Source organism: Microtetraspora sp. AC03309 (assembly GCF_020826795.1).
GTDB classification, from domain to species: Bacteria; Actinomycetota; Actinomycetes; order Streptosporangiales; family Streptosporangiaceae; genus Microtetraspora; species Microtetraspora glauca.
Genome location: NZ_JADDIL010000041.1, coordinates 30,294 through 44,143 on the forward strand (window position 1 = coordinate 30,294; position 13,850 = coordinate 44,143).

Genomic DNA, 13,850 nt, shown 5'->3' on the forward strand with positions numbered 1-13,850 from the left:
ACTCCCACCCCTCGCCGCTAATGTATCTTGCTTTCCGAGCATCTTGACTATCGAGCCAAGCAGACGCGGGAAGCGTTCGCGGCGATGGCGCCGCGGATCCACGGGGGGCGGGATGACCATCCACGACGGCCTGACAAGGCGGCCAGGATCGCGGCCGAAGGAGCCCGTCGATCCTGGTCAGAGCAGGCGGAGACGGAGAGTCTGGTACGGAGCCGCCATCCTCATCGCCCTGGTGTGGATAGCCGGGGTCGGCCCGCTCGGATCCTTCATGGGCCGGCTGGCGGAGGTGCAGAGCAACGACTCGGCCGCCTTCCTCCCGATCGGGGCGGAGTCCACCGAGGTGCAGGAGGCCCAGAAGCGGTTCGAGGACAGCGGGGCCATCCCCGCGATCGTCGTCTACTCCGTCCCCGAGCCGATGGCCGCGGAGCGACTGGCCGAGATATCGAAGGACGCCGCCAGGCTCGCCGCGCAGCCCTGGATCGAGGGCCGGATCGTCGGCCCCATCCCCGGCACCGCGGACGACCGCGTCGCCCAACTCGTCGTCCCCGTGTCGGAGCGGGTCAAGCCGTCCACCGCGGTCAAGGAGCTGCGTACCCTGCTCGCCGACTCGGCGGTGGGCGGCGCCGAGGTCCAGGTGGGCGGCCCCGCAGCGCTCGCGGCCGACCTCAGCGCCGCCTTCGGCGGGATCGACGGCACGCTGCTCGCCGTCGCGCTGGGCGCCGTGCTGATCATCCTCATCGCGGTGTACCGCTCACCGCTGCTGCCGTTCGTGGTCATCGTCTCGGCGATGCTCGGCCTGGTGCTGGCGGCGGTCGCCGTCTACGTGATGGCCGACGTCGGGTGGATCAAGCTGAACGGCCAGAGCCAGGGCATCCTGTTCATCCTGGTAGTCGGTGCGTGCACCGACTACGCCCTGCTGCTCGTCGCCCGCTACCGGGAGGCGTTGCACGAGCACGCGCGGCCGATCGACGCCCTGCGGACCGCGCTGCGCGGCACAGTCGAGCCGATCCTCGCCTCGGGCGGAACCGTCATTTTGGGCGTGCTGTGCCTGCTCGCCAGCGACCTGTCGTCCAACCGCGGTCTGGGGCCGGTCGCCGCGCTCGGCATCGCCGCGGCGCTGGTGGCGGCGCTGACCTTCCTCCCGGCCGTGCTGCTGCTCCTCGGCCGGGCCGCCTTCTGGCCGGTACGGCCGCGCCCCGCCGGGGAGGCCGTCACCTCGGAAGCCGCCATCTCGGAAGCCGCCGTCTCAGAAGCCGTCACTCCGGCGGCGCGCGCCACAGACCCGGCCGGAGCGCGGAACCATCCGCTGTGGAGCCGGGTCGCCGCGACCGTCGACCGCAGGCCTCGCTTCTACTGGGCGGCCACTGTCGCGCTGCTCGCCGTCGCCGCGGCGTTCGTCCCGCAGTTCCGCGCCGAGGGGACCGCACAGCTCGACGTGTTCCGCACCGAGGTCGAGTCGGTGACCGCGCAGCGGACCCTGGAACGCGGCTTCGGCACCAGTGGTTCGGCCACCCCGGCCGTCATCCTCGCCGACGCGTCCCACCTGGACGAGGTGATCGCCGCGGCGGGGAGGGTGGACGGCGTGACCGCCGTCGCGGCCGTCACCGGGAGCGCGGAGGGAGCGCCTGATAACGCCGGCGGGCCGAAGCCGGAGCCCAAGGTCGTGGACGGCAGGTCGCTCGTCCACGCCACGCTCGCCGAGCCCGCGGGGTCGACCGGAGCGGTGGACATCGTGCGCGACCTGCGCGCCGCCGTGCACGCCGTCCCGGGCGCCGGCGCGCTCGTCGGCGGGAGCGCGGCGGTCACCCTCGACACGCTCGACACCTCCGCGCGCGACCTGCGGGTGGTGATCCCGCTCGTGCTGCTGGTCGTGCTGGGCGTCCTGATCGTGCTGCTCCGCTCCCTGGTGGCGCCGCTGGCGCTCGTGGCCACCACCGTGCTGTCGTTCGCGTCGGCGCTCGGAGTGGGCGCGCTCGTCTTCAACGGCATCCTCGGCCTGCCCGGGGCCGACCCCGTCGTCCCGCTGTTCGCGTTCGTGTTCCTGGTGGCGCTGGGGATCGACTACAACATCTTCCTGATGACGCGGGCCCGGGAGGAGACCGTACGGCACGGCCACCGCCAGGGCATGCTCCGCGCACTGACCCTGACGGGCGGGGTCATCACGTCGGCGGGGGTGGTGCTGGCCGCGACGTTCGCCGCGCTGGCCGTGCTGCCCATCCTGTTCCTGCTGCAGCTCGCGTTCCTGGTGGCGTTCGGCGTGCTGCTCGACGCGCTGGTGGTCCGCTCGCTGCTGGTCCCGGCGCTGACGCTGGACGTCGGCCGGTGGATGTGGTGGCCCAGCCGGCTCGCGCGGCGCGACGGCCCCCGACAGAACTAGTCGAGCTCGCGTAGTACCTGTGAACGCTGGAGCTGGTGGAGCAGCTCCAGCGTCGCCTTCGGCGGTGTCCGCGTCTCCGCGCACGCATCTCAGTGCCTGAGGCCGTCAGGGCGTGCGGAACCCTTGGAAGGTCACGGGCTTGCGGGTCGCGAAGCCGAGCCGCTCGTAGAGGGCGATCGCGCCCGTGTTCGCCTCGGCCACGTGCAGGAAGGGACGTTCGCGGCGAGCCACGATACGCGCGACGAGCGCACTGATCAGGTGGGCGGCGTAGCCTCGCCCGCGTGCCCCTGGGGCGGTGCAGACGGCGCTGATCTCGGTCCATCCCGGTGGCCGGAGTCGCTCGCCCGCCATCGCCACCAGCGTGCCCTCGTCGCGGACGCCGAGATAGGTGCCGAGTTCGCGGGTGCGCGGCCAGAATGGCCCGGGCTGGGCCCGCGCGACGAGGTCGAGCATCTCGGGCACGCTGTCCACACCGAGTTCGACCACTTCGGCGCCGGTCCCGGCAGGGAGGTGATCGGGTCGGCTGTCGCCGGCCCAGATCATCTGGCGGCCTTCGAGGACGAAGACCGGCTCCCAGTCCGGCGGCGGTGTCGCCGCGCGGCTGAACATGTCGGCGAGCTCGCCTCGGCCGAGTAGTCGAGCGAGGTCGGCCCAGTCCTGCGGATCCGGGTCGGCGGCCACCGCGGAGAAGGTCGCGACTCCCGACTGGTAGGTAGCAGCCCGGCCGAGTCGGCGGGCGAGGTGTGCGTGGTGACCGCGAAGTGACGCGCCCACCGGGTCGTCGAGCGCGGCGGCGTCGCGGTTCACCATTTGTGCTGTGCCTCTCGTGTCGCGCCGGGGTCGGCGGGTGACCGGCTGGACGGGCGATGACTCATCCGGCCGGACAGCTTATGGACACCATTCGCAAAATGACCAGTTCTGCGAGGTCGGCGCCACGGACGTTCCGCGATCCATCCGCCCAGGTGACCGTCCGCAGAACTCCTCTCACCACCCCGGCGTTCTGCGAGACAGTCCTGACTTGCACGGACGCTCTACTTCGGGGTTCATCACACGGACTCTCACGCGGCATTCGATCCCGCGCGCCGGTTGCGCCAGGGGACGTGGCGCCGGATCAGGACGGCCTGGGTCTCATGGCTCTCGTGGTCCGTGCCGTCGAGACGGAACCGGCACGGGAGGAGCCGCTCGCCCTTGTCGAACACACCCCGTGCCAGTTCACCGGGACCGCCGAAACAGATGAGAGAACTCGTCTGACGGTATCCCCGAGGGCCTCGGTCAGCTGCCGACGTAGGCCGCGAGGTGCTCGCCGGTGAGGGTGGAGCGGGCCGCGACGAGGTCGGCGGGTGTGCCTTCGAAGACGATCCGGCCGCCGTCGTGGCCGGCGCCGGGACCGAGGTCGATGATCCAGTCGGCGTGCGCCATGACCGCCTGGTGGTGCTCGACGACGATGACGGACTTGCCGGAGTCGACGAGCCGGTCGAGCAGGCCGAGCAGCTGTTCGACGTCCGCGAGGTGGAGGCCGGTGGTCGGCTCGTCGAGGACGTAGACGCCGCCCTTCTCGGACATGTGGGTGGCCAGCTTGAGCCGCTGCCGCTCGCCGCCGGACAGCGTGGTGAGCGGCTGGCCGAGGCTGAGGTAGCCGAGCCCGACGTCGGCGAGCCGGTTGAGGATGGCGTGCGCGGCCGGCGTGCGCGCCTCGCCTGAGCCGAAGAACTCCTCGGCCTCGATCACCGACATCGCGAGCACCTCGCTGATGTCGCGGCCGCCGAGGTGGTGGTCCAGCACCGATGCCTGGAACCGCTTCCCCTCGCACTCCTCGCAGGTGGTGGCGACGCCGGCCATCATCGCCAGGTCGGTGTAGATGACGCCGGCGCCGTTGCAGCTGGGGCAGGCGCCCTCGGAGTTGGCGCTGAACAGCGCCGGCTTGACGCCGTTGGCCTTCGCGAACGCCTTGCGGATCGGGTCGAGCAGTCCGGTGTACGTCGCCGGGTTGCTCCGTCGCGAGCCGCGGATCGCGCCCTGGTCGACGGACACCACACCCGCGCCGGCGGGGATCGACCCGTGCACGAGCGAGCTCTTGCCGGAGCCGGCGACGCCGGTGACGACGACAAGCACCCCGAGCGGGACGTCGACGTCGACCTCGCGCAGGTTGTGCGCCGTCGCGCCGCGGATCTCCAGCGTGCCGGTGGGCTTCCGCACCGTCTCCTTGAGGGTGGCCCGGTCGTCGAAATGGCGGCCGGTGATGGTGTCGCTGGCCCGCAGCCCCTCGACGGTGCCCTCGAAGCAGACGGCGCCGCCCGCCGTACCGGCGCCGGGGCCGAGGTCGACGACGTGGTCGGCGATCGCGATCGTCTCCGGCTTGTGCTCCACGACCAGCACCGTGTTGCCCTTGTCCCGCAGCCGCAGCAGCAGGTCGTTCATCCGCTGGATGTCATGGGGGTGCAAGCCCGTGGTGGGCTCGTCGAAGACGTAGGTGACGTCGGTGAGCGAGGAGCCGAGGTGGCGGACCATCTTGACGCGCTGCGCCTCGCCACCCGACAGCGTGCCCGACGGCCGGTCGAGCGACAGGTAGCCCAGGCCGATCCCGACGAACGAGTCGAGTGTGTGCTGCAGCGTGGTGAGCAGCGGCGCCACCGACGGCTCGTCCAGGCCGCGAACCCATGTGGCCAGGTCACTGATCTGCATCGCGCACGCGTCGGCGATGCTGATCCCGTTGATCTTCGATGACCGGGCCGCCTCGTTGAGCCGGGTGCCGTCGCATTCGGCGCAGGTGGTGAAGGTGACCGCCCGCTCTACGAACGCCCGGATATGCGACTGCAGCGAGTCGACGTCCTTGGACAGCATCGACTTCTGGATCTTCGGAATCAGACCCTCGTAGGTCAGGTTGATGCCATCGACCTTGATCTTGGTCGGCTCCTTGTGGAGGAGGTCGTTCAGCTCTTTCTTGGTGAACTCGCGGATCGGCTTGTCCGGGTCGAAGAAGCCGCAGCCGCTGAAGATGCGGCCGTACCAACCGTCCATGCTGTAGCCGGGGATCGTGAGAGCGCCCTCGTTGAGCGACTTGCCGTCGTCGTAGAGCTGGGTCAGGTCGATGTCGTTGACCGAGCCCCGGCCCTCGCAACGCGGACACATGCCGCCGGTGACGTTGAAGCTGCGACGCTCCTTCACGTTCCGTCCGGCGCGCTCCATGGTGACCGCGCCCGCTCCACTGATCGAGGCGACGTTGAAGGAGAACGCCTGGGCCGAGCCGATGTGCGGCGTCCCGAGTCGGCTGAAGAGGATGCGCAGCATCGCGTTGACGTCGGTGGCGGTGCCGACCGTGGAGCGGGGGTCGGTGCCCATCCGCTGCTGGTCGACGATGATCGCGGTCGTCAGCCCTTCGAGTACGTCGACCTCGGGGCGCGCCAGCGTCGGCATGAAGCCCTGCACGAAGGCGCTGTAGGTCTCGTTGATCATCCGCTGCGACTCCGCGGCGATCGTGCCGAACACCAGCGAGCTCTTGCCCGAGCCGGAGACGCCGGTGAACACCGTCAGCCGTCGCTTCGGGATCTCGATGGTGACGTCCTTGAGGTTGTTCACGCGCGCGCCCTGCACGCGGATCAGATCGTGGCTGTCGGCGGCGTGCCGCGCAGGCGACTGCGTGTCGGTCCTCGTGGCCATGCTCATCGTCTCTCCATCTGTTGCGTGGGCCGCCTTCGCGGTCTCGGTCGGCGTCGCCTGGCTCGATCTAACCAGATTCGAACAGTAGTACGTGTGGTTCTCCTGCGCTCCGGCCCGTGGAGCCTCTGGGCCCCGGCCGGCGGCGTGCCCGTCGAGGCGTCAGTCCGGTCGGGAGCGCCCGGCTTGAAGTCGAACGGGAAGTCGGGGAACGGACGGCCCGATCGCCGGGGGTGGCGGGTTCGCCGCCGGCCGTTCGTCTCAACCGGGCCCGGCCCGCAGGAGAAGGAGCGCCACCGGGACCACGTCCGGGCGGTCGCGATGGAAGGCCAGGGACGGGTCCGGGTCGTCGTGCGGGAGAAAGCCCGGGTGAATGGTGATGCCCACGACGGTCACGCTAGCCGCGGCTCGGAGGCCCGCGCTTCTCGATTCCTGATCGGTGTGGCCACCTGTTTCGCGACGCGCGACGGCTCCTCGCCGTCGCGCGCTCGATGCGCCGCGTCATCAGGGAGCCCTGCGGCGGATCCGCCGCAGGGTCAGCCGTCGGTGCCGCGGTCCCTGCGGCGGAGGTAGCGCTCGAACTCGGCCGCGATGGCGTCACCGCTGGCCTCCGGCAGCTCGGTGGCGTCCTTGCGCTCCTCCAGCTCCCTGACGTACTCGGCGACTTCGGTGTCCTGGGCGGCCAGCTCGTCCACGCCGTGCTCCCACGCCCTCGCCTCCTCGGCGAGGTCGCCGTACGGCATCGGGATGTCGAGCATGTCCTCGATCCTGCGGAGCAACGCCAGGGTGGCCTTGGGGTTTGGCGGCTGGGCCACATAGTGCGGCACCGACGCCCACAGCGAAACGGCGCGCAGCCCGGCCGAGCCGAGGGAGTGCTGGAGCACGCCCACGATCCCGGTGGGGCCCTCGTACTTCGACATGTCGAGGTTGAGCGCGCGGGCCATCCCCGCGTCGCTCACCGATCCGACGATGGGCACCGGGCGGGTGTGCGGCGAGTCGTTGAGCAGTGCGCCCAGCAGCACCGCCAGGTCCACACCGAGGTCGTGGCACAGGCCCACGACCTCCGAGCAGAACGAGCGCCAGCGCATGTTCGGCTCGATGCCGCGAAGCAGCACGACGTCGCGCTTGGCGCCCGGCGGCCGGGCGAGGAGGAACCGGGTCGTCGGCCAGGCGATGGACCGGGTCAGGCCGTCGTCGCCCATCTCCACGACCGGGCGGGTCACCTGGAAGTCGTAATAGTCCTCCGGGTCCAGCTCCACCAGCGGAGTCGCCTTCCACTCCGACTCGAGGTGCGCGAGCACTCCGCTGGACGCCTCACCCGCGTCGTTCCACCCTTCGAACGCGGCGATCAGCACCGGGTCGACGAGCTCAGGGAGCCCTTCGAGCTCGATCACGCGCCGCCTCCTCACTGGCCCACAGGGATATGGCCTTCCCCCAAGACTATTCGGTGAGGGGCCTCCGGCGTCACCCACGCGCCCAATGATGATCGTTCGTCTGCGGTAGTCCGGGAACCGTGCGGGGGCCGCCGGTCGTTCCTATTGGCCTACGCGTTCAATAGCGCTGACGCGTATCCGGATAGGCTTGGCGCATGACGAGTGGACCGTCCTTCCGCAGAGCCCTGTCCGAGCGCGTGCTGGTGGCCGACGGGGCGATGGGCACCATGCTGCAGTCCTACGACCCCACGATCGACGATTTCCAGGGTCACGAGGGTTGCAACGACGTCCTCAACGTCAGCCGCCCCGACATCGTCAGGGCCGTGCACGACGCCTACCTCGCGGTGGGCGTCGACTGTGTCGAGACGAACACCTTCAACGCCAACCACGCCGCGCTGGGCGAGTACGACATCGCCGACCGGATCTACGAGCTCTCCGAGGCCGGCGCGCGGCTCGCCCGTGAGCAGGCCGACCAGTGGTCCACCCCCGACCACCCCCGGTTCGTACTCGGCTCGATGGGGCCGGGCACCAAGCTGCCCACGCTGGGGCACCTGCCGTACGCCACGCTGCGCGACGCCTACCGCGACAACGCGGCGGGTCTGATCGCCGGGGGCGCCGACGCGCTGATCATCGAGACCTGCCAGGACCTGCTCCAGGTCAAGGCCGCGGTCGTGGGTTCCAAGCGGGCCGCCGAGGCGGCCGGCCGCGACGTGCCGATCATCGCCCAGGTGACGATCGAGACCAACGGAGCCATGCTGCTCGGCTCGGAGATCGGAGCCGCGCTGACCGCGATCGAGCCGCTCGGCGTCGACGTGATCGGCCTCAACTGCGCCACCGGGCCGACCGAGATGAGCGAGCACCTGCGCTACCTGGCCAAGCACTGCCGGGTGCCGTTGTCGTGCATGCCGAACGCGGGCCTGCCGCAGCTCACCTCCGACGGCGCCTACTACCCGCTCAGCCCGGGCGAGCTCGCCGACGCCCACGAGGCGTTCACCCGCGACTACGGCCTCGCCCTGATCGGCGGCTGCTGCGGCACCACTCCCGAGCACCTGCGGCACGTCGTCGAGCGCGTCCGCGGCCGGGGTCGCGAGGCCAGGCGCCCCCGTCCCGAGGCCGGCGCCTCCTCGCTCTACCAGCACGTGCCGTTCCGCCAGGACACCTCCTTCCTCGCCATCGGCGAGCGGACCAACGCCAACGGCTCCAAGGCGTTCCGCGAGGCGATGCTCGCGGGCAACCACGAGGAGTGCGTCGAGATCGCCAGGGCGCAGGCCCGCGACGGCGCCCACCTGCTGGACCTGTGCGTCGACTACGTCGGCCGCGACGGCGTGAACGACATGAAGGAGCTGGCGTTCCGTTTCGCCACCGCCTCCACCCTGCCGATCGTGATCGACTCCACCGAGCCCGCCGTCATCGAGGCCGGCCTGGAGATGCTCGGCGGCCGCGCGATCGTCAACTCGGTCAACTACGAGGACGGCGACGGCCCCGACTCGCGGTTCACCCGGATCATGCGCCTGGTCAGGGAGCACGGCGCGGCGGTCGTGGCGCTGACCATCGACGAGGAGGGCCAGGCCCGCACCACCGAGGGCAAGGTCAGGATCGCCGACCGCCTCATCGAGGACCTGGTGCACAACTGGGGCATGCGGGTCGAGGACATCATCGTCGACTGCCTCACGTTCCCGATCGCCACCGGCCAGGAGGAGACCCGGCGCGACGGCATCGAGACCATGGAGGCGATCCGCGAGCTCAAGCGCCGCCACCCCACCGTGCAGACCACTCTGGGCGTCTCCAACGTGTCGTTCGGCCTGAACCCGGCCGCGCGCATGGTGCTCAACAGCGTGTTCCTGCACGAGTGCGTCAACGCCGGGCTCGACTCGGCGATCGTGCACGCCTCCAAGATCCTGCCGATGGCGCGGATCCCCGACGAGCAGCGCCAGGTCGCGCTCGACATGGTCTACGACCGGCGACGTGAGGGCTACGACCCGCTACAGCGGTTCATGGAGCTGTTCGAGGGCGTCGACGCCGCCGCGCTGAAGGCGGGCAAGGCCGCCGAGCTGGCCGGGCTCCCGCTGTGGGAGCGCCTCAAGCGCCGCATCGTCGACGGTGAGCGCAAGGGCCTGGAGGCCGACCTGGACGAGGCGCTCGCCCAGCGGCCCGCCCTGGAGATCATCAACGACGTGCTGCTCGACGGCATGAAGACCGTCGGCGTCCTGTTCGGCTCCGGCGAGATGCAGCTGCCGTTCGTGCTCCAGTCGGCCGAGGTCATGAAGAACGCGGTCGCCTACCTGGAGCCCCACATGGAGCGCGTGGAGGGCGACGGCAAGGGCCGCATCGTCCTCGCCACCGTCAAGGGCGACGTGCACGACATCGGCAAGAACCTCGTGGACATCATCCTGTCCAACAACGGCTACGAGGTGGTCAACCTCGGCATCAAGCAGCCGGTGTCGGCGATCCTGGAGGCCGCGGAGGACAAGAAGGCCGACGTGATCGGCATGTCCGGGCTTCTGGTGAAGTCGACGGTCGTCATGAAGGAGAACCTCGAGGAGATGAACGTCCGGGGGATCTCCGAGAAGTACCCCGTGCTCCTCGGCGGTGCCGCGCTGACCCGGGCGTACGTCGAGCAGGACCTGGCCGACCTGTTCCAGGGCGAGGTCAGGTACGCCAGGGACGCCTTCGAGGGCCTGCGGCTGATGGACGCGTTCATGGCGGTCAAGCGGGGCGAGCAGGGCGCCGAGCTGCCCGCGCTGCGCACCCGCAGGGTGAAGACCGGCGCGGTCCTCACCCGCACCGCGGTCGAGGACCTGCCGGCCAGGTCCGACGTCGCCGCCGACAACCCGGTGCCCACGGCGCCCTTCTTCGGCGACAGGGTCGTCAGGGGCATCCCGCTGGCCGACTACGCCTCCTTCCTCGACGAGCGCGCCACGTTCATGGGCCAGTGGGGCCTCAAGGCCGCGCGCGGCGGCGACGGACCGTCCTACGAGGAGCTCGTCGAGCTCGAGGGCCGGCCGCGGCTGCGCATGTGGCTGGAGCGGCTGCAGACCGAGGGGCTGCTGGAGGCCGCGGTCGCGTACGGCTACTTCCCGTGCGTCAGCGAGGGCGACAACCTGATCATCCTCGACGACGCCGGCAACGAGCGGACCCGCTTCACGTTCCCGCGCCAGCGCCGCGACCGGCACCTGTGCCTGTCCGACTTCTTCAGGTCGCGCGACTCCGGCGAGGTCGACGTGGTCGCCTTCCAGGTGGCGACGATGGGCAACCGGATCAGCGAGGCCACCGCCGAGCTGTTCGCGAAGGACTCCTACCGCGAGTACCTCGAACTCCACGGCCTGTCCGTCCAGCTCACCGAGGCGCTCGCCGAGTACTGGCACGCCCGCGTGCGCTCCGAGCTGGGCATCGGGGGTGACGAGTCCCTGGCCGACATGCTCAAGGTCAACATCGCCGGGTGCCGTTACTCCTTCGGCTACCCGGCCTGCCCCAACCTGGAGGACCAGGTTCAGGTCATGGAGCTGCTCGACCCCTCGCGCATCGGCGTCACGCTGTCGGAGGAGTTCCAGCTGCACCCCGAGCAGGCCACCTCGGCTCTGGTGGTCCACCACCCGGAGGCGAAGTACTTCAACGTCTGACCGTCCCCCCGCGTGATCTTGTGGCCGGGGCCGTATAGCATGGCTGACCTGCACACCCATTGATCGTGATCACGCGGGGTCCCCCCGGCATGCGCGACGCGCCTCGATCACGCGGTACGGCGAAGCGGGCAAGGGGGAAGCTTGGACGCGGTTCTCTTCGACATGGACGGACTACTCGTCGACACCGAGAAGGTGTGGTTCGAGGTGGAATCCGAGGTGGTGACCCGCCTCGGCGGCACCTGGGGGCCCGAGCACCAGGAACAGCTCGTGGGCGGGTCGTGGGAGCGCAGCGTCGCCTACATGCTCGCGATGACCGGGGCCGAGGTGGACCCGTCCCTGATCGGGGAGTGGCTGCTCGACGGCATGGAGCGGCGGCTCGCGGACGGAGTCGTCACCATGCCCGGGGCACTCGAACTGCTCCGGGCGATCGCCGACGAGGGCGTGCCCATCGCGCTGGTCACCTCGTCGCTGCGGGTGATCGCGGACTCGGTGCTGAAGACCATCGGCCGTGAGCACTTCGACGTCATCGTCACGGCGGACGACGTCACCTGGACCAAGCCGCATCCCGAGCCCTACCTGACCGCGACGAGCCTGCTCTCCGTCGATCCGGCGCGCTGCGCCGTACTGGAGGACTCCCCGAACGGCGTGGCGTCCGCGTCGGCGGCGGGATGCCAGGTGGTCGCGGTGCCCAGCCTGGTGGCCATCGACCCCGCCCCCGGACGGATCGTGGTGCCCTCGCTGCGCCACGTGGACGTCGCGCTCCTACGCGGCCTCATCGCCTGATCGCGCGCGTAGCGATGGCCGGCTGGCTCCTCGCGGACGTCTCAGGGTTCCCCGCGGGAATCTCAGGGGCATCTCGGGGCTCGGTGGTGATCTCGGGGCGCTCACAGGCGGGCGGGGCGTGCCAGGATGGAACGAACGCCGTAAGAGGAGCCTGTTATGTCCTTTGACCAGATCGCGTGGATGCCGCTGTGCGCCGCACTCACCGCCGTGGGGATCGTGCTGAGCTATCTGGCGTTCCGTCGCAGGGGGCTGGCCGCGGGGCTGCGTGCCACGGCGTGGGCGCTGCTGCCGCTCGCCGCGTACTTGACCGGGGCGCTCAAGACGCTGTGGAACGTGATCTCCTCGCTCGTGTCCTTCGTGACCGGACTGGTCCTGTCGCCGATGGTCTGGACGGGGATCGTCCTCGCGGGGCTCTCCGCCCTGCTCTTCGTCGTCTCCGGTGCCCTGCGCGGGCGCGCTCTGGCGCGGGACCGCACGGGGACCGGCGGGGAGAACGCCTCCGCGCCGACCCCCACCGGAACGCCCGCCGCTGCGCCCGGCGGGAAGACCACGCCGATCGAGCGGCCCGCCAAGCCGGCCCCGGCGGATGACTTCTCCGACATCGAGGACATCCTCAAGCGACGCGGCATCAGCTGAGCGATGCTCGCGAAATCTCGGATGGTGGGAATGTCACGGTTCCGAGACGTAACCGGCATCGGTTTCTGACATTCCTTTCAAGATCAATACGAATGAGTTTCGCGTCAATCACAGTTGGGCCACATAGACCCCTTGTGGGCTTGTTTACCCAGTTCAGGACGTAGATTCTCCCTTCTGGGACCGGCGTGCCTTCCGGGACCACGGGATAACGTCTGGAACCCAGGGGGCCGACACGCATGGCCGCGCGCAGCAGGGTCATCAATACGCACCGCACTTCGGTCGTGGAGTCGACGCCGGGATCCGCCGTGGAGCGGAACACGCTTCCGGCGGACGGGAACGGGGAACTCCGGTGACCGCGCCGCTCGACGTGCCGGCCACGCCGACCGATCCCGCGCCGGTGTCCGCGGCCGCCGGCGTGAGCGCCACGGCCATCCAGGGGCGCTCGCTGGGGCAGATCGCCTGGATGCGGCTGAAGCGCGACAAGATCGCCATCACCGGCGGGCTGGTCGTTATCTTCCTGATCCTGGTCGCCGTCTTCGCGCCTCTCATCGTCGGGGTGCTCGGGCACGACCCCCTCCAGTTCAACTCCGATCTCATCGATTCCTCGACCATGGCGCCCAAGGACGGCACGGGCATCAGCACCGAGCACCTCTTCGGCGTCGAGCCGGTCAACGGGCGCGACATCTTCAGCCGGATCGTGTACGGCGCGCGCATCTCGCTGCTGATCGCCTTCCTGGCCACCCTGCTGTCGGTGGTCATCGGGACGCTGCTGGGCGTCACGGCGGCCTACTTCGGGGGCCTGGTCGACTCGATCATCAGCAAGACGATGGACGTCTTCCTGGCCTTCCCGATCCTGGTCTTCGCCATAGCGCTGACCGGCATCATCCCGGACGACGCGTTCGGCCTGACCGGTGACACCCTGCGCGTGGCGCTGCTGGTCTTCGTCATCGGCTTCTTCAACTGGCCCTACATCGGCCGGATCATCCGCGGGCAGACGCTGTCGCTGCGCGAGCGCGAGTTCGTCGACGCGGCGCGCAGCCTCGGTGCCCGCGGGTCCTACATCATCTTCCGGGAGATCCTCCCGAACCTGGTGGCGCCCATCCTCATCTACGCGACGCTGCTCATCCCGACGAACGTGGTGTTCGAGGCGTCGCTGTCGTTCCTCGGCGTCGGCGTCCGCCCGCCGACACCGACGTGGGGTGGCATGTTGTCGGACGCCGTCCGCTTCTACACGATGCCCTATTTCATGCTTTTCCCGGGCATGGCGATCTTCGTCACCGTTCTGGCGTTCAACCTGTTCGGTGACGGGCTGAGGGACGCCCTCGACCCGAAGGCCCGCTGAGCTCA

9 protein-coding genes are annotated in these 13,850 nt (G+C 70.0%); 5 read left to right on the forward strand and 4 right to left on the reverse strand.

Going from position 1 to position 13,850, the window contains the following annotated elements:
* The first annotated feature begins 112 nt into the window (after positions 1–112).
* Complete coding sequence (locus IMZ11_RS23770) at positions 113–2,377, forward strand: MMPL family transporter (protein ID WP_228644555.1); 2,265 nt, start codon at positions 113–115, stop codon at positions 2,375–2,377.
* A 105-nt stretch (positions 2,378–2,482) separates the two neighbouring features.
* On the opposite strand, the gene IMZ11_RS23775 is transcribed toward IMZ11_RS23770, so the two are convergent.
* The 4 genes from IMZ11_RS23775 to IMZ11_RS23785 all read right to left on the reverse strand — a co-directional run bounded on the left by IMZ11_RS23775 (position 2,483) and on the right by IMZ11_RS23785 (position 7,425).
* Positions 2,483–3,187, reverse strand: coding sequence for a GNAT family N-acetyltransferase (locus IMZ11_RS23775; protein ID WP_228644556.1), 705 nt, complete (start codon positions 3,185–3,187; stop codon positions 2,483–2,485).
* A gap of 462 nt (positions 3,188–3,649) precedes the next feature.
* On the reverse strand, positions 3,650–6,040 hold the full coding sequence (locus IMZ11_RS23780; RefSeq protein ID WP_228644557.1) for an excinuclease ABC subunit UvrA: 2,391 nt from the start codon (positions 6,038–6,040) through the stop codon (positions 3,650–3,652).
* 252 nt (positions 6,041–6,292) lie between these two features.
* Complete coding sequence (locus IMZ11_RS45440; protein ID WP_255706967.1) at positions 6,293–6,418, reverse strand: hypothetical protein; 126 nt, start codon at positions 6,416–6,418, stop codon at positions 6,293–6,295.
* A gap of 149 nt (positions 6,419–6,567) precedes the next feature.
* Positions 6,568–7,425: a PAC2 family protein gene (locus tag IMZ11_RS23785; RefSeq protein WP_228644558.1), complete on the reverse strand. Its 858-nt coding sequence runs from the start codon at positions 7,423–7,425 to the stop codon at positions 6,568–6,570.
* Positions 7,426–7,619: 194 nt separating this feature from the next.
* Here IMZ11_RS23785 and metH point away from each other — a divergent pair, with 194 nt between their 5' ends.
* The 4 genes from metH (at position 7,620) to IMZ11_RS23805 (ending at position 13,845) form a co-directional block, all read left to right on the forward strand.
* Entirely contained in the window at positions 7,620–11,084 is a 3,465-nt protein-coding gene (gene metH, locus IMZ11_RS23790; protein WP_228644559.1) for a methionine synthase, read from the forward strand.
* Between the two features lie 141 nt (positions 11,085–11,225).
* On the forward strand, positions 11,226–11,867 hold the full coding sequence (locus IMZ11_RS23795) for an HAD family phosphatase (RefSeq protein WP_228644560.1): 642 nt from the start codon (positions 11,226–11,228) through the stop codon (positions 11,865–11,867).
* 156 nt (positions 11,868–12,023) lie between these two features.
* Complete coding sequence (locus IMZ11_RS23800; protein ID WP_228644561.1) at positions 12,024–12,503, forward strand: cellulose synthase; 480 nt, start codon at positions 12,024–12,026, stop codon at positions 12,501–12,503.
* Between the two features lie 349 nt (positions 12,504–12,852).
* Positions 12,853–13,845, forward strand: coding sequence for an ABC transporter permease (locus IMZ11_RS23805; protein WP_228644562.1), 993 nt, complete (start codon positions 12,853–12,855; stop codon positions 13,843–13,845).
* Positions 13,846–13,850 lie beyond the last annotated feature (5 nt).

Bases quoted from the DNA above. Each gene is read 5' to 3' on its own strand.
- IMZ11_RS23770 (WP_228644555.1), top strand. From the start codon at position 113: ATGACCATCCACGACGGCCTGACAAGGCGGCCAGGATCGCGGCCGAAG.
- IMZ11_RS23775 (WP_228644556.1), bottom strand. From the start codon at position 3,187: ATGGTGAACCGCGACGCCGCCGCGCTCGACGACCCGGTGGGCGCGTCA.
- IMZ11_RS23780 (WP_228644557.1), bottom strand. From the start codon at position 6,040: ATGAGCATGGCCACGAGGACCGACACGCAGTCGCCTGCGCGGCACGCC.
- metH (WP_228644559.1), top strand. From the start codon at position 7,620: ATGACGAGTGGACCGTCCTTCCGCAGAGCCCTGTCCGAGCGCGTGCTG.
- IMZ11_RS23800 (WP_228644561.1), top strand. From the start codon at position 12,024: ATGTCCTTTGACCAGATCGCGTGGATGCCGCTGTGCGCCGCACTCACC.